General features: G+C 71.1%; 21 protein-coding genes. 11 read left to right on the forward strand and 10 right to left on the reverse strand.

What is annotated here, in order from left to right:
- Positions 1-43 precede the first annotated feature (43 nt).
- Positions 44-937, forward strand: coding sequence for a helix-turn-helix domain-containing protein (locus OHB21_RS28340; protein ID WP_067501945.1), 894 nt, complete (start codon positions 44-46; stop codon positions 935-937).
- A 1,237-nt stretch (positions 938-2,174) separates the two neighbouring features.
- Here OHB21_RS28340 and OHB21_RS28345 read toward each other — a convergent pair.
- The 3 genes from OHB21_RS28345 to OHB21_RS28355 form a co-directional block, all read right to left on the reverse strand.
- A complete protein-coding gene (locus OHB21_RS28345; RefSeq protein WP_113974995.1) occupies positions 2,175-2,477 on the reverse strand; it encodes a hypothetical protein in 303 nt (100 codons plus the stop codon).
- A 558-nt stretch (positions 2,478-3,035) separates the two neighbouring features.
- Positions 3,036-3,695, reverse strand: a complete 660-nt coding sequence (locus OHB21_RS28350; protein ID WP_067501942.1) for an NAD(P)H-binding protein — start codon at positions 3,693-3,695, stop codon at positions 3,036-3,038.
- Positions 3,696-3,752: 57 nt separating this feature from the next.
- Complete coding sequence (locus tag OHB21_RS28355) at positions 3,753-4,274, reverse strand: DUF2599 domain-containing protein (RefSeq protein WP_232331583.1); 522 nt, start codon at positions 4,272-4,274, stop codon at positions 3,753-3,755.
- A 169-nt stretch (positions 4,275-4,443) separates the two neighbouring features.
- Between OHB21_RS28355 and OHB21_RS28360 the strand changes: the two genes are divergently transcribed.
- Complete coding sequence (locus tag OHB21_RS28360; protein WP_067501936.1) at positions 4,444-5,568, forward strand: lipase family protein; 1,125 nt, start codon at positions 4,444-4,446, stop codon at positions 5,566-5,568.
- On the opposite strand, the gene OHB21_RS28365 is transcribed toward OHB21_RS28360, so the two are convergent.
- Positions 5,565-5,807: a hypothetical protein gene (locus OHB21_RS28365; RefSeq protein WP_067501933.1), complete on the reverse strand. Its 243-nt coding sequence runs from the start codon at positions 5,805-5,807 to the stop codon at positions 5,565-5,567. The two genes, OHB21_RS28360 and OHB21_RS28365, sit on opposite strands and share 4 nt — an antisense overlap.
- A gap of 276 nt (positions 5,808-6,083) precedes the next feature.
- On the opposite strand from OHB21_RS28365, the gene OHB21_RS28370 reads away from it, so the two are divergent.
- Entirely contained in the window at positions 6,084-7,298 is a 1,215-nt protein-coding gene (locus tag OHB21_RS28370) for a lipase family protein (protein ID WP_195124186.1), read from the forward strand.
- 229 nt (positions 7,299-7,527) lie between these two features.
- The gene (locus tag OHB21_RS28375) at positions 7,528-8,949 is read left to right on the forward strand and encodes a lipase family protein (RefSeq protein WP_067501927.1); all 1,422 of its coding nucleotides are present in this window, start codon (positions 7,528-7,530) and stop codon (positions 8,947-8,949) included.
- 4 nt (positions 8,950-8,953) lie between these two features.
- Here the strand turns inward: OHB21_RS28375 and OHB21_RS28380 are convergent, their stop codons facing one another.
- Positions 8,954-10,207 carry a hypothetical protein gene (locus OHB21_RS28380; protein ID WP_147265753.1) on the reverse strand — a complete coding sequence of 418 codons (1,254 nt, stop codon included), beginning with the start codon at positions 10,205-10,207 and terminating at the stop codon, positions 8,954-8,956.
- A 294-nt stretch (positions 10,208-10,501) separates the two neighbouring features.
- Between OHB21_RS28380 and OHB21_RS28385 the strand changes: the two genes are divergently transcribed.
- On the forward strand, positions 10,502-11,359 hold the full coding sequence (locus tag OHB21_RS28385; protein ID WP_067501921.1) for a helix-turn-helix domain-containing protein: 858 nt from the start codon (positions 10,502-10,504) through the stop codon (positions 11,357-11,359).
- Positions 11,360-11,600: 241 nt separating this feature from the next.
- On the opposite strand, the gene OHB21_RS28390 is transcribed toward OHB21_RS28385, so the two are convergent.
- On the reverse strand, positions 11,601-13,697 hold the full coding sequence (locus tag OHB21_RS28390) for an AMP-binding protein (protein ID WP_067501918.1): 2,097 nt from the start codon (positions 13,695-13,697) through the stop codon (positions 11,601-11,603).
- A gap of 354 nt (positions 13,698-14,051) precedes the next feature.
- On the opposite strand from OHB21_RS28390, the gene OHB21_RS28395 reads away from it, so the two are divergent.
- Together OHB21_RS28395 and OHB21_RS28400 are read left to right on the forward strand one after the other, a co-directional pair.
- Positions 14,052-14,699 carry a TetR/AcrR family transcriptional regulator gene (locus tag OHB21_RS28395; RefSeq protein ID WP_067501915.1) on the forward strand — a complete coding sequence of 216 codons (648 nt, stop codon included), beginning with the start codon at positions 14,052-14,054 and terminating at the stop codon, positions 14,697-14,699.
- On the forward strand, positions 14,696-15,286 hold the full coding sequence (locus OHB21_RS28400) for an Rv1733c family protein (protein ID WP_067501912.1): 591 nt from the start codon (positions 14,696-14,698) through the stop codon (positions 15,284-15,286). The genes OHB21_RS28395 and OHB21_RS28400 overlap by 4 nt, the downstream gene beginning before the upstream one ends.
- A gap of 21 nt (positions 15,287-15,307) precedes the next feature.
- Here the strand turns inward: OHB21_RS28400 and OHB21_RS28405 are convergent, their stop codons facing one another.
- Positions 15,308-16,858: an acyl-CoA carboxylase subunit beta gene (locus OHB21_RS28405; RefSeq protein WP_067501909.1), complete on the reverse strand. Its 1,551-nt coding sequence runs from the start codon at positions 16,856-16,858 to the stop codon at positions 15,308-15,310.
- Between the two features lie 385 nt (positions 16,859-17,243).
- Here OHB21_RS28405 and OHB21_RS28410 point away from each other — a divergent pair, with 385 nt between their 5' ends.
- The 4 genes from OHB21_RS28410 (at position 17,244) to OHB21_RS28425 (ending at position 20,790) form a co-directional block, all read left to right on the forward strand.
- Positions 17,244-18,239, forward strand: coding sequence for a hypothetical protein (locus tag OHB21_RS28410; protein ID WP_067501904.1), 996 nt, complete (start codon positions 17,244-17,246; stop codon positions 18,237-18,239).
- Positions 18,240-18,291: 52 nt separating this feature from the next.
- A complete protein-coding gene (locus OHB21_RS28415; RefSeq protein ID WP_195124187.1) occupies positions 18,292-18,516 on the forward strand; it encodes a hypothetical protein in 225 nt (74 codons plus the stop codon).
- Complete coding sequence (locus OHB21_RS28420; RefSeq protein WP_067501899.1) at positions 18,513-19,562, forward strand: alpha/beta hydrolase; 1,050 nt, start codon at positions 18,513-18,515, stop codon at positions 19,560-19,562. The genes OHB21_RS28415 and OHB21_RS28420 overlap by 4 nt, the downstream gene beginning before the upstream one ends.
- 202 nt (positions 19,563-19,764) lie before the next feature.
- Positions 19,765-20,790, forward strand: coding sequence for an MsnO8 family LLM class oxidoreductase (locus OHB21_RS28425; RefSeq protein WP_067501896.1), 1,026 nt, complete (start codon positions 19,765-19,767; stop codon positions 20,788-20,790).
- Between the two features lie 60 nt (positions 20,791-20,850).
- On the opposite strand, the gene OHB21_RS28430 is transcribed toward OHB21_RS28425, so the two are convergent.
- The 3 genes from OHB21_RS28430 to OHB21_RS28440 all read right to left on the reverse strand — a co-directional run bounded on the left by OHB21_RS28430 (position 20,851) and on the right by OHB21_RS28440 (position 24,096).
- Entirely contained in the window at positions 20,851-21,678 is an 828-nt protein-coding gene (locus OHB21_RS28430) for a hotdog family protein (RefSeq protein ID WP_067501893.1), read from the reverse strand.
- 31 nt (positions 21,679-21,709) lie between these two features.
- The gene (locus OHB21_RS28435; RefSeq protein ID WP_067501890.1) at positions 21,710-22,327 is read right to left on the reverse strand and encodes a YdcF family protein; all 618 of its coding nucleotides are present in this window, start codon (positions 22,325-22,327) and stop codon (positions 21,710-21,712) included.
- A 548-nt stretch (positions 22,328-22,875) separates the two neighbouring features.
- A complete protein-coding gene (locus OHB21_RS28440; protein WP_067501887.1) occupies positions 22,876-24,096 on the reverse strand; it encodes a PucR family transcriptional regulator in 1,221 nt (406 codons plus the stop codon).
- Positions 24,097-24,422 lie beyond the last annotated feature (326 nt).

Here is a 24,422-nt window from a genome sequence, read left to right on the forward strand (position 1 = left end):
GTGACACACTGGTGGGCAACCTCGAGTATCGGAGACGAACTCCATGATCGCAGAACCCAACGACGACGGCTTCGTGCAATCGGCTGTCGTGGAACGTGGTCCGACTGTCCTCCGGATCGCCCTCGGCGGTCAGCTACGGAAACTTCGTGAGAGTCGCAACATCACCCGCGAGGCCGCGGGTGATGCCATCCGCGGCTCGCACGCGAAGATCAGTCGGCTGGAGTTGGGCCGCACCGGATTCAAGGAACGCGACATCCGGGATCTGTTGACGCTCTACGGCGTCAACGATCCCGCCGAGCGCGAACAGTTCCTGGATCTGGCCAGGCAGGCCAACGAGCCCGGCTGGTGGCACCGCTACAGTGATCTGCTGCCCTCGTGGTTCAGCACCTACCTCGGCCTGGAGCAGGCCGCGATCAAGATCCGTACGTACGAGGCACATCTCGTGCCCGGTCTGTTGCAGACGCCGGATTACGCGCGGGCCGTGCTCACCCTCGGCAGCGACGACGCCGATACCGAGCGCCGCGTCGACGTGCGCAGGCTGCGCCAGGAGATCCTGTTCCGCGCCGACCCGCCGGTCGTGTGGGCGGTCATCGACGAGGCGGCGCTGCACCGGCCCGTCGGCGGCCCCGACGTGCACCGCGAGCAGATGGAACACCTCATCGAACTCGCCGGACTGCCGAACGTCACCATCCAGGTGCTGCCGTTCTCGGCGGGCGAGCACGCCGCCGCGGGCAGCTCGTTCAGCATCCTGCGCTTCTCCGAGGCGGAACTGCCCGACGTCGTCTACCTCGAACATCTCACCAGCGCACTGTATCTGGACCGCAGGCAGGACCTCGCGCAGTACCGCTCGGTGATGGACCGCCTGAGCGTGCAGGCGCTGCCGCCCGGCGACTCGATCGAGAAGCTGCGCGAGTACGCCCGAGGGCGCGACTCCTAGGCCACCAGACCGAATCCGGGCCGGTACCTGACGGTGCCGGCCCGATTGCTGTGCGTCCGCCGGGCAGTTGCTCGATGATGCCCACGGCGCGGGGAATGCGGCGATAGTGCGGCCGATACGTGGAAGCTGTTGCGCGCCGGTCGAGTTCACATGTCACGAACCATACGGTCGTTTTCGATGGGGAAGTGCGCTGTGCTCCGGGTTGCCGGACCGGGCGTACGTCGTCGGCGGTCGCGCCGAACGTGGCCGCCACGGACAACAGCGCTCTGCGACGCCGATCCCTCACGTGTTGACCGACTTGTCGCAACGGCCGGGTGTTGCGGGCGAGGCCGCGTCGACCTCCTCGCGGTTCGGGGGAGTGCCAAGTGTTACGAATATCGGCCACCGGTGCGTCAAGCGCTGTAGACACCAGCTTCCAGGTGTTTCGCGCCGAGAATTCGACGCGGTCCGGCGCCGAATCTCGGTGGCGCCTGTCGCCTCTCGCCGTGCGGGCGGCGCTGTGCTTGCCTCGCTACAGGGCCTGCGCAGAGTGCTGGGCGTTCGGCGGAGCGATGACGCCTCGGCCGAGCGACGCCGAGCGGGTGCGGGAGGCAGTGCTGGGTGGGGTGGCCGGACGCGGTCTCGGAGCACGCGAGACCGTGCCCGTCGGGCCGCAAGCCGTATGGAGGCAGCGGGCCGGAAGAGTGCCCCGGCTTGGACCTGCTCACCGAGTCCGCGGTGTGGGGCCGGCGGCGGAGTCGACGCCGCGCGCGACCGTCCGCGGACGTGGGCCGCTGTGCGGCCGGCGGGGGAGTGCGATGGCCGCCGGGCGAAGCTCGGCCGTGGCGCTCGGCTGATTGATGATGGCCGATTGATGACGGCTGATTCGTGATGTCGCCCCACCGGCCGGCCTGGGCGGTCGCCGTTCATCGCCACGTCGGCCGTCCCGCGCGATCCGGTCTTCAGTGCCCATCCTGAAAACCATGATGCGTCAAGAAGATTGGCGCGCAATCGCACCCGGACGGACGACCTCGCCCGTCGGCGGCCGTGCGCTCGGGCGCGTAAAGCTGGTGCGCCCGAGCGGGCGGCGGGCGGAACGTGAAGCGATATGAGAGGCGGGACGCAGGCGGTCGCGCGGTGTGTGGCGCCTGTTCGGTCCCGTGCGGACCGTGGTGGTGTCCGGAAGGGGCGGGTGTTCACAGACGAAAACCCTTGACGCGCGGCGTTGTTCGTCCGCGGCGTCGTGTGGTGCGTCCGGTTACTGCCTGATGCAGCTGGACGCGATGCGCCAGAAGGTCTCCGGCTGCAAGGTATTCAGGTCCCAGTCGTCGGCCATGGCGTGCGCCGTGGAGACGATCCGGTCGATGTCGAAGTCGTTGCGCGTGGCCGCGCCGGTCGATTCGACGGCATCGATGACGAACGCGACGGCGGTCTCCCGCGAGCACGCGTGCGTCTGGGGCCCGCTGCGGGCCGGTGGCGGACTCACGGTTCCACCGGTGTGTGACAGGTCGAACGGCGCGGGGTCGGCATATCCGATCCGGCCGTCGAGTGATCGATCCATAAGAACACCCCTGACTTTCGGGGTGGCAGCAAATTGCTGGCGACTTTTGTCTTGGTTTGCCGGTGCGGCCACCCTCGGTTGTCCCCTATATAGCTGTGCGGAACTGAGTTTAGGTCCGTGCACCTTTCAGATGCAAGCACATCTGCACGATCTATTCCGTTCGGCTGAAAGGATTTTCGCGCGCCGACGCACCAGGGCCGAAGTCCCGACCGGACGGTCCGGCATCGGGAGGTGCGGCACGCCGGATATAGTGCGTGCCCGCGCCCTGCCAGGCGCGATGCGCGCCCAGGTGGCGTGATGTCGGCCCACGTCACGGCGTCGGCGCGCACGGCGGTTCGGTACGGCGGTCCGAGAACAGTTCGCGGCGCGCGCGGCGCGAGTGCACCCGACGGGGTTGATCGGATTCGCGGCGCGCCCGATTGGCGAACCGACTTCACGCGCGCCGCGCGCCATTTCGCGGACTTTGTTTCCGAATCGTTGCCGAAAGTTCGTGGGTGTCGCGGTGCGGCGGCTCCGCGACCTCGGAATCCGCTGCGCCCCACGGATTTCAGCAATCCTCTAGTTACCGATGGCGGCCACGGCGTCGGCGACGGGTGTCGCGCCCGCGACGAGCTCGAGGGTGGTGCGGGTGGTCCCCGGCGCCGTCAGCACCGCCGCGAGCACGGCCGCCACATCCGCGCGCGGTACGTCCGCGCGCCCGGCGCGCTCGGTGGTGAGCGTGACCAGGCCGGTGCCCGGTGTATCGACGAGCCGGCCCGGACGCAGAATCGTCCAGTCCAGATCCCGCGCCCGAAGGTCCTCCTCCGCTTGGGTTTTCGCGTCCAGATAGGCGATCCACACCTCGTCGGAGCCGGGCGCGGGCGGCAGGCCCGTGCCCATGGCGGAGATCTGCACGAACCGGCGCACCCCGGCGCTCTCGGCGGCTTCGGCGAGCGCGACCGAACCTCCTTTGTCCACCGTGTATTTGCGCTCCACGCCGCTGCCCGGACCGGCGCCGGCAGCGAACACGGCGGCGTCGGCGCCCCGCAGCGCGGCCGCCACCTCGCTGGGCTCGGCATGTTCCAGATCGAGCAGTACCGGCCGGGCGCCGGTGGCTTCGACGTCGGGCGCGTGCGCGGGATTGCGGATGAGGCTGTCCACGGAATGGCCCGCGGCGGTGAGCAGCGGGGCGAGCAACAGGGCGATCTTGCCGTGTCCACCGGCGGTCACGACGTGCATGGGGAGCGTCCTTTCCGAAACGGTCGGTGTGAACGGGAGGGGCCGCGCCCCGGGCGGTCAGCGTTCGGGGCCGCCGGGATTGCACGCGGCCTGGACGGTGGCGGCATAGCCCACATCGGGCCGCCACGGTTCCAGATTCCAGCTGGGCTTGTTCGGCTGGGCCAGGCGCGCCCAGTCCCAGTGGCAGATGAACTGATCGCGCATGCCCGGCGTCGAGGCCCGCGGCGAGAGCACGAGCACTTCCTGCCAGGCGCGCTCGTCCGAGCCGGGGTAGGTGGTCCGGCGCCCGGCCTGGGACGGATAGACCATCAGGCGCGCTCCGTCGACACCGTCGGTCCATTCGACGCCCTCGATGAGGGGCACGCCCGCGTACGGGTCGACGGTGGGCTGCGCGGCCACGGGCGTGGCGGACTCGGTCGGCGCTGTCGCCGTCGGCGCGGTGGTCGTGGTGACGGTCGTACTCGGTGCGGCCGCGTTCTCGTCACCAGTTCCGCACCCGGCCACGCCGGCCAGGATCAGCGCACCCCCCAGCGCCGCGGCCATCCGTGCCGTGCGCTCACTCCGAACCAGCCGGCTCACTCCCGATCCTCCCTGTCGTCGTCCGGCCACTGCCCGGCCGAATGGGTCCGAGCGTAGTCGTGCCGGGCGTCGCGACACCGTCGGCGCAGGTCGGTGCGCCGGCCGCGACACGGCGGGACACCGATTGTGGTGGCTTGCCGAATCGGACACCGGGGGCAATCATCGGTCGATGACGCGGACACGGATCGCGGCGGGTGCGCTGGGGGCGGTGGCCGCGGTGCTGATCGGCGCCGGGCCGGTGACGGCGAACCCCGGGGGTGGTGCGCCGGGAGCAGTGACGTGGTCCGCGCCGGTACCGAGCGTGGTCGCGGTCGAGGAGGCGAGCCTCGGCCTGTCCATGACGTACTGGTCGCGAGGTCCGCGCGGGCCGATGCAGAGCGGCGGAGCCATCTACGTGCCACCGGGGACCCCGCCGCCCGGCGGCTGGCCGGTGGTCGCCTACGCGCACGGCACCGTCGGCATCGCCGATCACTGCACGTTCACCAAGGAACCCCGGCTCTTCTATCTCGACACGCTGTATCCCACGCTGCTGCGGGCGGGATACGCCGTGGTGCTGTCCGATTACGTCGGCCTGGGCACACCGGGCACACATCCCTACCTGGACGGCCCCTCGCAGGCGCGCAGCATGATCGACGCGGTGCGAGCCGCCCGTACGCTGGTGCCGGAGCTGAGCGCCGACTGGGCTGTCGTCGGCCAGTCCCAGGGCGGGCAGACCGCGCTGTTCACCGCCCACCTCGCGCCCGCCGACGCCCCCGAGCTGCGATTGCACGGCGCGGTGGCGACCGGTCCGCCGTCGAATCTGGAACTGGTCGCGCCGCTGCTGGGCCCCTGGGTGCCGGAGCTGCCGCTGCGCATGACGACGGCGTACTTCGCGATGATCATGGCCGGATTGCGCGCGACCGCGCCGGAACTGGACCTGGACCGCTTCCTGACGGCGGAGGGGCAGCGGGTGCTGAGCATCGTGGAGAACGACTGCGTCTTCGAGGCCGACGAGCAGGTGCGTGACGTGTCCATCGGATCGATGCTCGCGGCCCCGCTCGATGATCCGGCACTGCTGGCGGTGGTCGACTCGATGATGCGCGTGCCGGTCGCCGGCTACACGGTGCCGCTCTACCTCGGCCAAGGCGTCACCGACCGCGACGTGCCCATCCCGCTCACCGCGAAACTGGTGACCGAACTGTTCGCGCACGGCACGGACGTGGAGGTCGAGCTGTTCCGGGGCGATCACCTGGCCACCGCGCGCGACTCCCTTCCGGCGACGGTGGCCTTCCTGGACCGGGTCTTCGGCCGTTAACCCCAGAGCGAGCGGCAGGGGAGCCGGGGCAGCTCCGGACGGACCTTGCCGTCGATGGTGACGGTGAGCCCGGCGCCGAGGGCGGCGGTGGTGAACGCCCACGCCTCGGCGCTGGTGGCCGCGTACTCCAGGACCAGGGTGTCGTCGGCGGTGGGACCTTCGAAGTAGACGGTGACGCGTCGATCCGGGGTCTCGGGTACAGCCGCGCGATAGGTGCCCGTGGCCGTCGTGCCGTTCATGTCACCGTCTCCTTCCCATCGCCGCCACGCTGCGTCGACGGGAATCACGCTAAGCGCCCGACCATGGAGTAGTACATGGTGCACCCGGCCTGCTGGACAAGTCACAGGGCGGCTGGGCCGGCGTTGGAGATTCGTCAGAAGGGTGACCCGGGCGCGGCACAGCGTGTCGCGGTCGCGCTTGTGAGTTGTCCACATAAGCTCCGGTGGTTCTGCCGTCTTCGTCGCTCCACCTCCAGGATGAACTCCATTGCTGGACCCGAGGGGAGGCATACGTCCATGAGTCAGGCCCTACGCTCGATACGCACGGCCGCGGCGCTGGCGTTCGGCGCGCTGATGCTGGTCGCGGTGGCCGGAGCGGGACATTCCGCGCCGCTGTACCCGGCGCCTGATCCGGACCCGTTCTTCGCGACGCCGCCGGATCTGGCGGACAAGCGACCCGGGGAGGTGCTCGCGGTGCGCCCGATGCCGCCGCTGCCGATCTTCCCGGACACCACGGTGCGGGTGGTCCGATTCCGTTCGACGAACTCCGAGGGCAAGCCCATCGCGGCCACCACCACGGTGCTCACGCCGGGCGCGCACCGCGAGAACGGCCCGCTGCTGTCGTTCCAGCACATCATCAACGGCCTGGGCGCGGATTGCTCGGTTTCGCGCGTGCTCTACACCGGCGATCCCAACCTGGTCGTGCGCGAGGCGCCAGCCTGGAACGTGCTGTTGCAGCGCGGCTGGACCGTCGCGCTGCCCGATCACCTCGGCCCCAATTTCGCTTACGGCGCAGCGAAATTGGGCGGGCAGATCACCCTGGACGGCATCCGCGCCGTCAAGCAGTTGCCGGAGCTGCGGGTGCAGTCGAGCCCGGTCGCGATGACCGGATACTCCGGCGGCGGTATGGCGACGGCCTGGGCGGCGGCGCTGGCGCCCACGTACGCGCCGGACCTCGAGATCGCGGGCGCGGCGATGGGCGGCGTCCCGATGAACCTGGTGAAAATGCTGGAAGGTCTCGGTCTGGGCTCGCACCCGGTGTTCGGGCTCGCCATGGCGGCGGGTTTCGGCCTGGAGCGGGAGTATCCCGAGCGTTTCCCGCTCAGCGAGCAGCTCAACGACCGGGGCTTGGCCGCCCGCGCCGCCATGGCCAACAGCTGCACCAACGACATCATCGCCACCGGCGCGGGCCGGGGCGCGATGGACTTCGCCAAGACCACCTCCATGATCGACGACCCGCGGGCCAGGGCCGTGGTGGAGGAGAACAGCCTCGAGCTCTACGACGGCGTCCCGAAAACCCCTGTCTTCGAATGGCATTCGCCCATCGACGGTCTGGTGCCGGTGGACGCGATCGTCAACACGAACCGGCGCTGGTGCGAGGCCGGGGTGCGGGTGCAGTCCGAGGAGATCCCGGTGCCCGACCACCTCACCGCGGCGGTGCTGGGCATCCCGGCCGCGCTGGGCTGGCTGGAGGCCCGCTTCCGGGGGGAGCCCGCGCCGAGCAACTGCTGAGGCGGTTCCCCGCGCCGACCGGGCCGAATCCACCGTGCGCCAGGTGGATTCGCCCGGTTGTTGCGATTCGGCGTCATGACGCGCACAACTCGGGCACGAGCCGGTGTCCGGGCGGTCGCCGGGGCCTACCCTGAATCCCTGGCCCTCGGCGCGACAGGGGGCGATCGGGGGTCCGCGGCCGCATCTCCCTGGGCCAGGCGAACAGCCCACGCATCCGAAGGTGTGTGCCATGAGATGCTTGCCCGCCCTCGTCACGACGGTCCTGCTGGCGCTTCCGGTCCTGGCCGGAAGCGCCGCCGCGCAACCGCCGCCGCCACCGGTCATCCCCGGAATCCCCGATCTGTCGGGGCTGCCGCCGCTGCCCGACGCGTCGGGTTCGCTGCTACCGGGCTTGCAGGAGTGGATCGACCGGGTGATCCCACCGCCCCTCGTCGCGCCCCCGCCGGTGCCCGACGTGGCGGCCCCCGAGCACGCGGTGCTCTCGCCGACGGCGACCGCTCTGCACGCGGCCGTACTGCCCGCCCCGGTCGGCGACCCGATCTTCGACGCCTGGCCCGCACACCTGGCCGACCTCGCCCCGGGGGAGATCATCGAGGTCAGGGACGTGACGCCGACGGCGGCCATGATGGTGCTGATGCCGTTCGAGCGGGCGCTGCTGACCAAATACCGCACCGCCGACGCGTACGGCCGCCCGTCGTTCGCGACCGCCACGCTCGTGGTGCCCGCGACCCCGTGGCCGGGGCCGGAGGGCAGGCCGGTGCTGGTGAACAACCTCCCCATCAACGCGTTGGGGCGCGAGTGCGCACCCGGCTACAGCATGGCCCACGGGTGGACCAGCAACACCGGCATCACCGACTTCCTCCCGCCCACAACACAATTGGCGCTGCTGCGCGGCTACGCCGTGCTGATTCCCGACCACGAGGGCCCGCGCATGGCCTACGCCGAACCGTATGTCGCGGGACACGCTGTGCTGGACGGCATTCGGGCGGTGCGCGCGCTGCTGCCCGCCGAATTCGGCACGAGCCGTTTCGCGCTCACCGGGTACTCCGGCGGCGCGATCGCGACGCACGGCGCCGTGAAGCTGCTCGCCGGGTACGCCCCGGAACTCACCGGTGTGGTGGCGGGCGCGGCGCTCGGAGGTGTCCCGGCCGACTACGAGATCCTGGCCCGCAGCATGAACGGGAATCTGGCCTCGGCGGTGTTCATGGGGGCGGTGTTCGGCATCGGCCGCGAACGCCCGGGGATCGTGGAGCGGATGAACAACCTGGCCGGGTGGATCGCCACCTCGCCGGTGAAGGACACCTGCTCGAGCACCTTCGGCGCGGTCGGAATCCTGTTGCTGCCCATCGACATCGCCGCGAACTTCCCCGATCCGCTGCGCTCGGAGTTCGCCGAGGAGATCTACCGCGTGACGCGCATGGAGAACATGGCCTCGGCGGTGCCGCTCTACATCTACAACGGGGAACAGGAGTGGTGGATCCCGGCCGAGGGCGCGCGCAACCTGTACCACGAGCAGTGCAGGCTCGGCGTCACGGCCGTGTATCGCGGTGTGCCCGGCGAACACCTGATCGGCGCGGTGGTGGGCTATCCCGAGGCGGTCGGGTGGCTGGACGAACGCCTGCGCGGGATTCCCGCCGTGAGCGAGTGCTGAACGCTCACTTGCCTTGCAGCCACAGCTGTTTCATGCGCCAGTGGTTGTCCCACCAGGCCGACACCACGGCCGGGTCGGCGTCCGGCGGCGGTGGCGGCGACTCGCCGGGGAACAGCCCGTCGGGGCCCGGCGCGCCGACGGAGGTGGTGGTGGGCAACGGCGGTTCGGTGGGCGTGGCGGGGTCGGTCGTGACGGATGGGGGAGCCTCGGGCAGGACGGATGCATCGGCGGCGGACGTGGGGGCCGGTGTGGCGACCGGAACGGAGGGGGCCCGGGTGGGCGCGGCGACCACGGGCCGCGGGGCGACCGGCGGCGGCGCGGGCGCGGCGGCGTCGTGGGTGGCCTCGATGCGGATCGGCACGGGGGCGGGCGGTGCGGCGTGCGCGTCGGCGGGCTGCGTCGCGGGGTCGGCCGGTCCGGGCGCGGCCGCCTCGCTGACGGTCACCGGACGCGTCCACACGGCGTCGTCGGTGAGGTGGGCGACCGTGGGCCCGGCCAGCCCGAGCAGCGTGGCCAGCGCGATGCCGACCGGCAGCAGTCCGGCGGCGCGGCGGGTGTCGTCGTCGAGCAGGACGGTCGCCGGCTCGTCCTCGGGGAGTTGTCCGGCGGCGATCACCGCCGCGCCGAGGGCGGCGGGGTCGGGCGGACCGTCGAGCGTGACGGTCTCGGCATCGAACGCGCGCGCCACCTGCTCGCGCAGTGCGGGTCGGAGCCGCTTCGTGCCGAACAGCGCGATGCCGTCGATCCGCAGCCCGTGGGTGATGAGCGCGGGATGCACGTGGTCGAACGCCTCGGCGGCCGCGTCGTCGCCGCGCTTCCACGCCCCGGCGGCGAGCACGCGTTCCCGGGACGGCCCGGTGACGAGATAGGTGAGTTCGCGTTCGGAGACCTCGAGCCCGAGCAGGGTGCCGAAACGGTCCAGTTCGCGGTGTTCGCGCACGAAGGCCAGCAGCGCCGCTCGCACCGAGACCAGCGACGTGGTGCGCCAGCGCCCGGCGCCCAGGTGCGTGACGAGTTCGCGGCGCTCCCCGGGCGTGCGGTAGGTGACGGCGATGTTCTCGATCAGCGAGAGCGTCCGGTCGGCGAGGTCGCCGAGCACGGCGGTCACCGCCGCGGCGGGGCCGGCCCGGTCGACCTCGCGGTCGATCTGCTCGGGTGGCCCGCCGGAGGGGCCGCCGGAGGGGCCGTCCGACCGGGGGTTCGGCAGCAGTACCACGCGGACCACCGAGATATCGGTCGAGACACCCACCGTCGCCATACGATCACCCTCTTGCCACACGCGACTCGGTAGGGATTCGTCGCCGACCCGCGCGGCGATCGGTCCCGGGCCGAGATTGGTGCGGGAGTGGTGACCGGGGACGAGCGGAAACCGACCGGTCCCACCGGTACGGATCACAACAGCTCTGGCGCGAAACGGGATCGAAGTCCCTGGAGTGTCGCGGCGAATTCGTGGCAGACTCGGTGGATGCCGACATCGGGAGCGCGACCCTCGCCGGAAAGCGCCTCGGCCGGAAGACATTCCGTCGCCGAGGGCGGCCCGACCGTCCTGCGCATGCTGCTCGGCGGCCGCCTGCGGCGGTTGCGCGAGGCCGCGGGGGTCACCCGCGAGGCGGCGGGCGAGCACATCCGCGGCTCGCACTCCAAGATCAGCAGGCTCGAACTCGGCCGCACCGGCTTCCGGGAGCGCGATCTGGTCGACCTGCTCACGCTGTACGGCGTCACCGACGAGACCGAGCGCGCGGAGTTCCTGGAACTGGCCAGGCAGGCCAACACCTCGGGCTGGTGGCACCACGACAGCGACTGGCTGCCGAAGTGGTTCGACACCTATCTGGGCCTGGAACAGGCCGCCCGGCTGATCCGCTGCTACGAACCCAGGGCCGTCCCCGAACTGCTCCAGACCGCCGACTACGCGCGCGCCCTGCTGATGCTCGCGCACCCGAACGAGTCCGTCGACGCCATCGAACGGCGGGTCGCGCTGCGCATGGGCAGGCAGCACATTCTCACCAGGGCCAAGCCGCCGCAGGTGTGGCTGATCGTGGAGGAGGCGGCGCTGCGCAGGCGGATCGGCGGGTCGGCCGTCTGGCGCGAGCAGATCGAGCGGGTGGTGCAGGCGGCCGACCAGCCCAACATCACCCTGCAGGTGCTGCCCGATCACGTGGGCGGCCCGGCGCTGGCCGACGGCGGGTTCACCATGCTGCGGTTCACCGAGTCCGACCTGCCCGACATCGTCTACCTCCAGCAGCTCACCGGCGCGCTGTACCTGGACAAGCAGTCGGATCTGGCCGCCTACCGCGCGGTGGTCAACACGCTGTCGGTGCACGCCACCCCGCCGCAGTACACGCGCGGGTTCCTGGAATCGCTGCGCGACCATCAGCCGCGCACGGTGGACGAGCCGTCCGGCCCCGAATGAGGCCGGCCCGCCCCGGCCCGCGGCGACGGTGATTGGGAGCATGCCGCGCGAGCCGGGACGGACCGTGTGCGGCCCCGGCCATAGTCTCGTGCCGGGCCCTGCGGGTGACCCGCGCCGAGGCCGTCGCTGGCGAGCATAGGCGCGCCGAGCGGGCCCTGACAGAGGTCCGGGCCGGGACTGGAAGACCTCCAGCACCTTGCCCCGCGCCGTGCTGACGAGTCACAGCGCCAACGGTTTTCGCTCAGGACGGGCCGGGCGCGATGGTGCCGATGATCGGGTGCTGCGTGGCGCCGTCGGTGCCGGTGAGCAGGCGCTTGAGGATCTTGCCCGTCTCACCGCGCGGCAGCGCGTTGAGAAAGGTGACGTCGCGCGGCACCGAGAACCGGCTCAGCCGGTTGCGGATGTAGGTGCGCACCATGTCCGAATCCAGGCCCGCGCCTTCACGTTTCACCACGAACGCGGCCAGCCGCTGCCCGTACTCGCGGTCCGGGACGCCCACCACCGCCACCTCGCGCACCTGCGGCAGGTAGGCCAGCGCCTCCTCCACGGGGCGCGGGAAGACGTTCTCGCCGCCGGAGATGATCATCTCGTCGTCGCGGCCCGCGATGAACAGCCGGCCCGCGGCGTCGAGGTAGCCGAGGTCGCCGGTGTCGAGCATGCCGTCGGCCTCGTCGGGCGGCGAGGCGTTGACGTACCCATCGAAGAGCATGTGGTTGCCCACGAAGATGTGGCCGGTCGCCCCGACCGGCAGCGGGCGGTGGTCGGGCCCGAGGATCGCGACCCTGGTGCCCAGCGGCGGCCGCCCGGCGGTGGTGGGCGCGGCGCGCAGGTCCGCCGGATCGGCGATGCTGCCCCAGCTCACCTCCGTGGACCCGTACACGTTGTAGAGGACGTCGCCGAACGCGTCCAGGAAGTCCAGCACCGTGCTCGCGGCCAGTGGCGCGCCGCAGCTCGCCACGATTCGCAGGCACGAGGTGTCGTAGCGGGCGCGCACGGCGGAGGGCAGTTCGAGGATGCGGTGCACCATGATCGGCACCGCGATGAACGTGCTCACCCGGTGTTCGGCGATGAGCCGCAGGCAGTCCTCGGCGTCGAACTGGTCGGGCAGCACCACGGTCGAACGCAGCGCCGTGCTCAGTTGCAGCGCGGCCAGCCCCCAGGTGTGGAACAGCGGCGCGGGGATGAGCATGGTCTCGTCCATACCCAGCGGGATGCGCGAGAGCAGCGCCGCGATGGTGCTGAACCCCTTGGCGTGCGGGCGCCGCGCGCCCTTCGGCGTGCCGGAGGTGCCCGAGGTGAGGACGATGAGCTTGCCGGGATGGGTGGGTTTGCGGAAGTCGGTGTGACCCATCTCGGCCAGGTCGTCCAGCGTGGGACGGCCCAGGCTCGCGGCGTCGGTGGCGTAGCGGGGGAGGTCGTCGTGCAGGTACTGGATGAGGTGGTCGAATTCGCCGTCCACGAACAGCGCGGCGAGCTTGTCGCGCTGCACGACCTCCTCGATGCGCCGGGCGGGCAGGCCGGTGTTGAGCAGTGCGACGTCGACGCCGAGTTTGCCCGCGGCGACCATGGTTTCGACCATGCCGCGATGGTTGCGCGCGAGCAGGCCCACGGCGTCGCCCGCGCTCAGGCCCAGCATCTCGAGGGCGCCGGCGATGGCGGTGGTGCGCTCGTGCAGTTCGCCGAAGGTGCGCACACCGTTGGCGTCGATGAGGCCCGGCCGGTCGGGGGCGAACGCCGCGGCGGCGGCATAGCCGCCCGCGAGATTGAATCCCCATTCCGAAAGGCGGCGCAGCGCTTTGAATCCCACGTCGGGCCGATGCGCGCGCACGACGCCGGTGGACACGATCTGCCGCACCACCTGCGCCCGCCGGCGCAGGGGCGAGTTCTCGCCGTTGACCACCACTGACGTGGTCGCGCCACGGACCAGGTCGGCGATGCGGCGCAAACCGCGCTCGGCCCAGGCGGTCACGTCGCCGTTGCTCAGCGCCGGGACGGCGGGGTGCACCCGGCCCGGCGCGAAGAACGTGACCGCGATGCGGGTGCGCTCCTCGTCGCCGCGCAGGCGGACGGAGGCGAAACTGCCCAGCGCCGGGCAGATCAGCTCCAGGCTCTCGTACCAGCGCCCCACCCGCACCTGCACGACCTGGGTGCGCACCCCGGATTCGGCGGTGCCGATGCGCAGGCGCAGGACCTGGTGGCCCCCGACGGACTCCATCGGCTCGCACGCGCCGATACCGGGGAAAACTCGGGGGTAAGTCTGCGGCTCGCGGAGCAGGTCCCAGACCGCCTTGCGGGGGATCGGGAATTCCGCGGTCACATCGATGACATCGGTAACCACTGGCTTGCAATTCTCGTCGGCCGGTTCGAACAGCTCGGGTCGGCGGAGAATTCCTTTGTAGCGCCGGATTCGCGAATGGTCAAGAGTCGGTAATACTGGCAGGTGAGAGCCTGTTTTACGGCCTACAGCGGGGTGCTTTCAACTGTGCGTGGGCACAAACTGTGCGGCCTTCTGGAGTTTTGTCGTCGACCATTCGGGTACAGGCATGAACACGTGGTTCCGCACGGGATTTCGGGAGTATTTGTGACTACTCATAATTTCGCCCGGGGCTTTTTGGGGAAGCGGCGAACTCCCGGCTACGCACCCCCTCGGCCGGGTAATGTCTCGCCGGGACAATACTGGTACGCTGAGGGCATGGGCACCGACGACGACGTCGACCTGGACGGCCGCAGGCTGCGCACCCGGCGCAGCCGGGAAGCGCTGTCCCGCGCGGCCTTCGACCTGCTCACCGAGCGCGGCCTGCACGCCGTGGCGGTCGAGGACATCGCCGAACGCGCCGGCGTCACCCGCCGCACCTTCAGCAGGCATTTCCCGTCCATCGAGGCCGCCATCCTCGGCGATATCGACCAGGACGTGCACCAGGTCAACGAGGCGCTGCGCCGCCGTCCCGCACACGAACCGCCGCTGCGCGCCTACCGCAACGCCGTCCACGACTGGCTCACCGCCGAATACGGGGGCGCTCGCGCACCGCTGCTGGCCCGCCGGTGGGCCCTGTTCCAGCGCTTCGACCGCGAACCCGCCCTGCTCGCCGACTACCAGCGCATCCGCGCGGAAGGACTGCGCGAATCGGTGGCCGTGGTCGCCGAACGTCTCGGCGTGGACCCCGCGACCGATCTGCGCCCGGCCACCGTGGTGGCCGCCTGCTCCGGGCTCATCGTCGCCGCCTTGCAGACGTGGGCGGCGGGCGAGGACCCCGACGCGCTGCCCGCCCTGATCGAGGGCTTCTTCGACACCCTGGCCGGACTGGCTGGCGAACCCGAGTACGAGGAGTCGGCACCATGACCACCGCGCGCGCAGGGCTGCTGCGCAGGACGTGCCGCCGCGCCGGGCTGGACCGCAACCCGATGCGCCGCCGGGAGGACCGCGTGCAGTCCTGGACCGCCCTGCTGCTCGTCACGCTGTTCCTGGCACTGATCCCCGTGGTGGCGGGGACACTCGGCACCAGCGTGTATCACACGGAAACGGTGGCGGCGCAGCAGCGTCTGGCGGAGTTGCGCCGGATCGACGCCACGGTGGTGGAGGTGGGCAAGGCGCCGCTGTACGCGCCGATCACCCCCGCGAAGGTGTCGTGGGTGGACGAGCACGGGAACACGCGGGTGGCCGAGCACCGGGCGACCTCCCTGGTGCGGGAGGGCGCGACGGTGAGCGTCTGGCTCGACGACGGCGGCCGGGTGGTGGAGCCGCCCGCCGAGACGCGGCCGCTGAGCCGGGCCGTAGTGCTCTGCGCCGCCGTGGTTTTCGGCGCGTTCGTCATGTTCGCGAGCGTCTACGTGCTGCTGGTGGCCGCCCTGGATCGCCGCCGCTCGCGCCGGTGGGAGGCCGAATGGGCGGCCGTGGGCACGATCTGGGGCGGGCGCGGCGCGGTGTGAGCTCTGCCGGCGGTGTGAGCCCTACACCGGGAACAGGCTGTGCTTGCGCGGGTTGTTCTTCGGCCGGGGATCCTTGCCGCGCAGCAGGCGCAGCGCCTTGCGGATCTCCAACCGGGTGCGCGAGGGCTCGATGACGGCGTCGATGTAGCCGCGCTCGGCCGCTATCCACGGGGTCGCCATGGTGGCGTTGTAGAAGTCGATCATCTGCTGGCGCACCTGCGCGCGCTGCTCGGCGGGGGCGGCCTCGAGCTGCCTGCGGCCGGTGATGCCGACCATGCTCTCCGCGCCCATCACCGCGATCCGCGCGGTCGGCCAGGCCAGGCTGATATCGGCGCCCAGCTGCTTGCAGCCCATCACCGCGTACCCGCCGCCGTACGCCTTGCGGGTCACGACGGTCACGATCGGGACGGTCGCCTCGATGACCGCGCGGAAGAAGCGGCCACCGCGCTTGATGACGCCGTTGCGCTCCTCCTCCAAGCCCGGAAGCACGCCCGGGGTGTCCACCACGAACACCAGCGGCAGGCCGAAGGCGTTGCACAGCCGGATGAAGTGGGTGGCCTTGTCCGAGCACTGCGCGTCCAGCGCGCCGCCGAGCACCTGCGGCTGGTTGGCGACGACGCCGATGCTGCGCCCGTCGACGCGGGCGAACCCGGTGATGAGGTTGCCCGCGGTGGCCGCGCCGATCTCGTGGAAGGCGCCGTCGTCGAAGATGCGCAGCAGGATGTCGCGCATGTCGTAGCCGACCTTGTCGGAGTCGGGGATGATCGAGTCCAGCTCCAGATCGGTCGCGGTCATCTCCGGTTCCAGGCCCGGGTTGACCACCGGCGGCTCCTCCAGGCAGCTCGACGGCAGGTAGCTCAGGTAGTCGCGCACCCAGTCGAACGCCTCGCGCTCGGTCGGGGCCACGTGGTGCACGGTGCCGTTGCTCGCCTGCACTGCGGCTCCGCCCAACTCCTCGGCGGTGACCGACTCGCCTGTGACCGCCTTGATCACCTCGGGGCCGGTGACGAACATGTAGGACTTCTCGGTCGCCACCAGCACGTCCATGTTGACCGGCCCGTAGACCGAGCCCGCGGCGCACTTGCCGAGCATGATCGCGATCTGGGGCACGAAGCCGGACAGGTCCTCCTGGCGGCGGCACATGAGCGCGTACCAGGCCAGCGAGGCCACGGCGTCCTGGATGCGCGCGCCACCGGAGTCGTTGATCGCGATGACGGGGCAGGCGTTCTCGTAGGCGAACTCCATGGCGGCGGCCACCTTGCGGCCGAACATCTCGCCGACCGAGCCGCCGTGCACGGTCTGGTCGTGCGCGATCACCACGACGGGGCGGTTGTCGATGTAGCCGCGCCCGGTGACCACGCCGTCGCCGTACATGGCACCCGGCTGGCCGGGGTGGCGCATGAGCGCGCCCATCTCCACGAAGGTGCCGGGGTCGAGCAGCATGCGGACGCGTTCGCGGGCGCTGGGGATCTCCTTGGCCTTGCGTTTCGCGATGCCGGTCTCACCCGCGGGTTCCTCGGCGAGCTCCAGGATGGCCTGCAGCTCTTCCAGCTTTTCTCGCGTACCGCTCATATGCCTGTCAATGTCCTTCGAACTCGCCGTTGCGCCATGCCGAACGGTGGGTGTCCGTAAGGAGGCGCAGCGCTCGATGGTAACCGTCGCCGAGACCCTCCGCACACCGGTGGCGGCGATCCCATGGGGAGGGTCACAGCGGGTGTCGTCACGCTCTTGGTCGGTTGTCCTATCGGCACGCCGGTCGGCCCGTTACGCGCGCGGGCGAGCGGCCGGACCTGTTCCCGCGAGGACCGTGCGCGACGGGTGGGGTGCGTGCGTTTCGTACCGGTCGTCGTGATCTGCTTGTGATCGTCCCCAACCGAGGGTGATCGGGCTGATGAATATCCAGAAAGCGTTGTCGAGGAAGTTTTTTCGCGCCGGGCGCGACTAAGCTCCGAGAGTCATGGCGGGCACAAAGGCCGGGTCGGGCATCACATCGCTGCACTCGAAACTCGTGGAACATCTGCGAATTCCCGGGCGCGGCGAGCCGCCGGGTGATCTCGCGACGATCACGCGCACCTGTCTGGCCGAGGCGGTGGAAGTGCTCGAGCCGCACGCTCTCGTGACCGCGCAGCCGCCCCGGATCGCGGGCAGCGCCACCCGCTGGGCGCGCGAAGGTGTGGCGTTGGAAAGCGTGCTCGGCGCCTATCACGACAGCCTGCGCTCGGGTCTGGACTTCCTCGCCGAACACGTCGGCCGCGCCGACACCGACGATCTCGTCACCCAGACCCGGCTCATGGTCCGGGCGCTGGAGATGGTCACGGTGGCGGCCTCGGCGGCGTATGTCGAGGAGCACCGGATGGTCGCGCGCGAACACCAGACGGCCGCGCAGACGCTGGTGTCGGCGCTGCTCAGCGGGCACGGCGTCGCCCAGCTCGCCCGGCAGACCGGGATCGTGGTCGCGCCCTGTTACCAGGTGGTGGCGGTGTCGATCCCGGCGCACGCCGAGGAGTTGCGGCCCGGTGGCGCGGCCTCGGCCGGTCGGCGCAAACTGCGCCGGGTGCAGGCGGCGCTGGCCGATCCGCTCGGGTCGCGTGCGCTGTCGCTGCTGTCCACCGAGGGCGGCACGGTGCTGGTGCCGCTGGATTCGTCGACCGCGCTGACGCCGCTGGCCGTGACCGCCGAGGTGCTGGACCTGCTCAGCGAGGCGGCCGAGGTGCCGCTCACCGCCACTTTCGCGGCCGGCGCGACCGCGCGGGTGCCGGAGTTGGCGGGGCGCGCGCACGAGGCGCTGGGGCGGCTGCGCGCGGCGGGCCGGCCGCCCGGTTTGTATCCCCTGGCGGATTCGGGTGATTCGATCGGCGGTGCCGGGGAACCACCGGGTTGTGACGAAATCCAGCCGGCGGGTGAGCCGATAGTCATCTCTGCCAACAAAACTCGAATCGCCCGATCGGCCTGATCACGCCGCCATATCGTCGGGCATGGCCCGCACCACGCCTGAGGAGTAACGAGTGATCATCGCGTCGACCGATGCGGACCGGGCGCGCGCCCGGGAAACCGCTATCCGTTGGCTGCCCGATGAATGGTCGCCGAACGTAATATTGTGGCTCCCGCGACAATTCGATCCGGAGAATTTTGTGCCCGCGGCGCGGTTCACCGGGGTGGGCGTACGCCGTGACGTGAATTCCACTCCGGGAACACGGAATATCTCGACCGCCGGGGTGCGATCGGTATGAAGGCGAAGACGACCACGGCGGCCGCGATGCTCACCCTCGCGACCGCCGCGCTGCTGGCTCCCATGCGGGGCGACGCCGTCGCCACCCCGCCGCTGCCGATCGCCGCGCCCGCCGCGACACCGCCCGCCGTGGACCCGAAGATGACCAGGGTCGGGCTCTACGCCGTGGAGAAGGTCGGGCCGCGCCACGACCGCCTCCACATCACCTCGGCGGCGATGGGCCGCGTGGTGCCGGTCGACGTGCTGCGGGGCGCGGGGGAGGACCCGCGCCCGACGCTGTACCTGCTCGACGGGGTGGACGGCGAGCCGGTCTCGGGCTGGCTGACCAAGGGCGGCGCGGCGGAGTTCTTCGCCGACAAACCCGTCGACGTGGTGCTCACCAGCGGCGGCACCGGCAGCATGTACAGCGACTGGGAGCGCCACGACGCGGCGCTCGGACTCAACCGCTGGGAGACCTTCCTCACCGAGGAGCTGCCACCGGTGGTGGAGTCGGTGCTGCGGTCGAACGGGCACCGCGCCGTAGCGGGCGTCTCCATGGGCGCCCAGGCGGCGGTCATGCTCGCGCAGCGTCACCCCGGGTTCTATCGCGCGGTCGCCGGTATGAGCGGGTGCTACTCGACGGCCGACCCGCTCGGGCGGGCCGTCACCACCATCACGGTCGCCTCGCGGGGTGGGAATCCGGAGAACCTCTGGGGCCCACCGTCTTCGGAGCAGTGGCGCGAACACGACAGCGTGCTGCACGCCGAGCGGCTGCGCGGCACCGCCGTCTACCTCTCGGCCGCCACCGGCGCCCCGACCGACGCCGACCTGATCGCCATCGCCGAGTCCCCCTCGGTCGCCGACGCGCTGGGCCTCGCAGGGGGAGGACTCGCGCTGGAGGCGGGGGCGTTGCGCTGCACGGAGCGTTTCGCCGCGCGCCTCGCGGAGCTGGGCATCCCGGCGGTGGTGGAGTATCCGCCGCTGGGGATGCACACGTGGCCGGATTTCGAGGCGCAGCTGCCCAAGGCGTGGGCGGTGCTGGAGGAGGCGCTGGACGCGACGGGCTGAGGTGGGCGGTGCGGAGTTCGGACTGTCGGCCTCCCGGTGCCCAGAGTGCTTGCGGCGGGCCGTCGTTCGCGGTGGTGGACCGGTGCGCTGGGGTGTCCGGGGCAGCGCGGTGACATCTGGGCGATGACGGTGTCGGTTCCGGTGGATTGGATGCGCGGCGATGACTCCGGAATGCACGCCGGGCGGGAGCGTTGAGAGGGGTATGGGTTCAGCGCTGCGGGATGTCCGGTTCTCCGTCCTCGATCGGTCGCGGGTCCGGCGTGGGCAGTCGCACCCGGAGGCGCTGCGGGAGACCGTGGAGTTCGCGCGGCTGGCCGAGGCGTGGGGGTACCACCGGTTCTGGGTGTCGGAGCACCACAGTGTGCCCGGGGTGGCGGGGTCCGCGCCGACGGTGCTGGCGGCTGCCGTCGCGGCGGCGACCTCGCGCATCCGGGTGGGCACGGGCGGGGTGATGCTGCCCAACCATCAACCACTCGTGGTGGCCGAGCAGTTCGGCACGCTGGAATCGCTGTCGCCGGGGCGGATCGATATGGGGCTCGGCCGGTCGGTCGGGTTCACCGATGGCGTGCGCCGCGCGCTCGGGCGCGACCGGTCGGACGCCGAGGATTTCGACGCCGCGCTGGCCGAACTCCTCGCCTATCTCCGCGATGGTGTCGGCGGCGTCCACGCCTGGCCCGCCGAGGGACTGCGCATTCCCGCCTACCTGCTCGCCACGGGATCGGGCGCCGCCCGCGCCGCGAGATTCGGGCTGCCGCTGGTGATCGCCGCCGTCGCGGGCACGGACCGGATGGTGCGGGCCATCGACACCTACCGCGCCGAGTTCCGCGAAACCGAGTGGGGCGCACGGCCGTACGTCATCGTGTCCGGCACGGTCCTCATCGCCGACAGCGTGGGCGAGGCCCGTCGCCTGCTCCTGCCCGAGGCGTGGTCGAGCGCGTACTCCCGCACGCGCGGGGAGTTCCCGGTCCTCGACGACCCCGCGGGCATCGAGCGCCTCGCCATGACACCCCGCGAACGCACCTTGTTCGAGGAGGCCCTGCGCGACCAGATCCACGGCACCGAGGACGAGGTCGCCGAATCCCTGGAACTCCTGCTCACCCGCACGGCGGCCGACGAAATCCTGGTCCACACTTCCACTTTCGACCGCGCCGCCCGCCTCGACTCACACCGCCGCCTCGCCCGCCTGGTCGGACTGCCGGTGCGGGAACCGCAACCGTCGGCCGCTTGACGACGCGGGATTCGGCTGGGGGGACACGCATCCGAATACGACGGTTGGTCCGAGTCCCGCCTACCGCACCCGCACCTCTGCCGAGAGATGGCCCGCCAGACGCCGATCCCCGGTGCGCAGGTCGAGGCCGACGGTGGCGGTGCGCTTGCGGGCGTCGAGGGCGGTGACCCGGCCGCTGATAGTCACCGGGGTGCGTTCACGAGAGCGGTGCGGGCGGTGCAGGTTCGGGGCGCGCTGGGCGCGCAGGCGCAGGAGCGCGGCGGGATCGCCGAGCCAGTCGGTGAGGTAGCCGAACACGAGGGCGTGGTCGGTGGCCGAGAGCGAGCCGGGTTCGGCGAGGTCTGTGACGATATCGAGGCCGCCGGGGATGCACACCCGCGTCGGCAGTTCGGCCCCTACGCGCAGTTGCTCGAACCGGAAGTCGGTGCGCGGCGCGCGTTCCGGCGCGCTCGGTGTGGGGCGGCGGCGGGGGCTCGACGGCCCGTCCGGCGCGGCGGAGCACCCCGCACCCACCCGGGTGAGCAGGGTGGTCGAATCCGCGTACCGGACCACGCCCGCCGCGTCGGTGAGCGTGCCGCGCAGGCACAGCACCTCGTAATCCGAGAAGTACCGCAGGGATTCGACATGCACGGCGCACGTCACCCGCTCACCGGCGGTCAGCGGTCCGCCGAGGTCGACCACCTGATCGGCGTGCAGCACGCGCGGCGGCGCGCTCGCGGCGATCCGTTCCGCGAGCGCATCGCGCCGGGCGCGTTCGAGAGACGACGCGGCGAGGACGGCGGCCGCGGCGCGCCCGGACATCCCGAGCTCGCGCACCGCTCGCGCGCAGTCGTCGAGTTCGCCGGGTTCCACCGTCCAGCTCGGTGGCGCGCACACGGTTTCGCTCATACCTACTCCAGGATCGGTGGGGGACAGTGGGTCAGCGCGGCGGCCCGAACGGCGCGGCGATCATCGGAGTCTGGTCGGGTGTCACCGTCGCGACCACCGGAACACCCGCGCCGAGGAAGTCGCGCACGGCGCGGTCCACGTGGTCGGTGGAGGTGATCACCACCGCGTCGCGCGCGCCGATCTCGCGGATGATGCGCGCCGAATGCGCCGCGTTCTGGACCGTGGACGCGGCGTGGTCCTCCACGATCACCCGCTGCGGCGCGATCCCGTGCGCGATCAACCAGTCCGCCATGGCGCGCGCCTCGGTGACGCCGTTGCGCGGATTCCCGCCGGTGACGATCACCGGCGAACCGGGCGCCAGCAGCGCCTGCGCGAAACCGGCGTGCAGGCGGGCGATGAGCTCGGGCCGCATCCCGCCGTCGGGCAGCAGGCCGTGGCCCAGCACCACGATCGCGGTGTCGGGTCCCCGGAAGCCGAGCGAGGGCAGCGCGGCCGGCTGCGGAATCGCCAGCGGCCCCGCCGATCCGGTGTGCACCTCGGCGAAGGCGAGGGGAGCGGTGAGCAGCGCGGCCGCCACGGTGGCGGCGCCGAGCAGGGCGCGGGCGGCTCGGCGGCCGGAACTGGCGGGTGAGAGCGCGAATTCGAGCATGGCTCCTCCATCGACTGGCCATCGAGTCGCCTTCGACGGCGGGAAACGACCGCTCCATGATCACGCAGCCCCGCGCGGGCGACCTGGAAATCGCTGGATATCAGGACAATTCACGGTGCGGCCGGCCGGTAGCTGTGCATGTGCACGTGCGGGTGGGCGGGCGCGCGAACTTCGGGGCCCGGCCTTGGCGCGGGCGACAATCGAATCCCGCTGTGGGGGCGACAAAGCCGTGAGCGAGATTGTTCGTGAGCTCTCCAGTGCCCCACCGAATCCGGGCATTTCGGCGCCGGTGCGCTCCTACCGTGGAAACCGTACGACAGCCGAGAACTCCGGAGCGTGGTCGGCGACGACCTCGCGCCGCGGAGGAACGGAGGTGGTGGAGCAACCCGAACATCCTGACCGGATCGCGCGTGCCCCGCGCGCGACGAGGCGCCCACCGAGCGGCCCCGAACGCACTTCCGCTCGGTGGGCATTCGTCGATCCGGCACCGGAAACGACACCGCCGGACGCCCTTTCGGAGCGCCCGGCGGCGAGGTGTGCGAACCCGGTCAGGATGTGCGATACGAGCGGGCGACCAGCGCCGAGCGCAGGTACCACAGCCCCGACGGCTGCGACGGATCGAACCCGGTGAGCTGCCCGATCCGCTTGAGGCGGTAGTCCACGGTGTTGGTATGCACGTGCAGCACCCGCGCGGTGCGCTGCCGGTTCAAGTTGTTGGCGATGTGGCGCTGCAAGGTCTCCAGCAGTTCCGGGTGCTCGTCGAGCGGGTCCAGTAGCGATCCGAGGTATTCGCGGCCCGGCCCGGGACGGGTGAGCTGGTATTCGAGCGCGAGTTCGTCGAACCGGTACAGCCCGGCCACCGCCTCCAGCCGCTGCACCATGTCCAGCAGCTCGTGGGCCTGGTCGGCCGCGTCGGGGATCTGCTTGGGCGTGGCCTCGACCATGGTCGCGGTGATGCCGACCTGCGCGGCGCGCGAGAGGTCGGTGATCAGACCGTCGAGGGCGACCTGCTCCAGCAGGGTGGACGGGATGAGGATCGTGCCGCCGTCCACGCTGAGCAGCGAGAGCGCGCCGTTGCCGCAGCGGGTGGCCAGCTCGGCCTGCACCCGGCGCAGCTTGCGGCGCGCGACGACCTGGCCGTCGACCGCCGGATTGCGTTCGTCGCGGTGCGGCGGGATGGCGACGGCGATCACCGCGTACGAGTCGGCGATCGCGATGCCGCACTCGCGCGCCATCGTGGACGTGCTGTGCCCGCCGAGCAGCGCGGAGGTGAGTGTGTGCACGGCAGTGTGGTGTTCGCTGACCACCGCGCGCAGTTCGCGCACGTAGGCGACGGAGATGGCGGAGGTGATCTGGTCGAGCATCTCCAGCACCATCTTCGCGCCGTCCACCAGGTTGGTGTAGTCCTTGATGGTCGCACTGGACACCACCAGATCGAACCCGATCTTGAACCCCTCGTGGATGGAGTGGTGGATGGTGTCGATGGGCACGCCCTCGCGCGCCCAGCCCGCCGCGGCGTCCTGGAGGCGCTGCAACTTGGCCGGGATGTCGCGGCCGTCGAGCATGCTGACGGCGAACTCGAGGCAGACGCGGGTGATCGTGGTGACGTCGCCGCTGATGGCGTCGCCGGGCAGGGTGCCGCAGGGGATCACGTTCTCCACGAAGTGACCGACCATCTGCCGGGATAGCGCGCGGACATCCTGCAACGGTGACGACATGGGCCGGCCCGAAACGGTCAGGCTGGGCCGTGCTCCACTGTCGACGGTCATTGGCGACTCCTTCCGCCGGAGGATTTTGCTGTGCGGCGCATTCACACTAACCGCCGCGCGGGCCCGCCGGAACGATTCGGCGGGTTCTGTGAGATCGCGGGGGAGCGGCGCGGAAAGGCTTGTGACCGCTCACAGACCGGGCGATCCGCTACCGGTCGGTTGATCAGGATTTATCGAAATGTGAAGTGCGCGCGGTGCACGATTCTCGGCGGTGTGGCGGCTCTTCGGTGATGCTTCCGGACGGCTCGACGGGTGTACCCGGTGACGGGTGGTAATGGTGGCGACTCGAGCCTCGGTGATCTGCTGACCACGGGATACGCTCGCGC

Origin of the sequence: Nocardia puris, assembly GCF_036051655.1 — a bacterium.
GTDB classification, from domain to species: Bacteria; Actinomycetota; Actinomycetes; order Mycobacteriales; family Mycobacteriaceae; genus Nocardia; species Nocardia puris.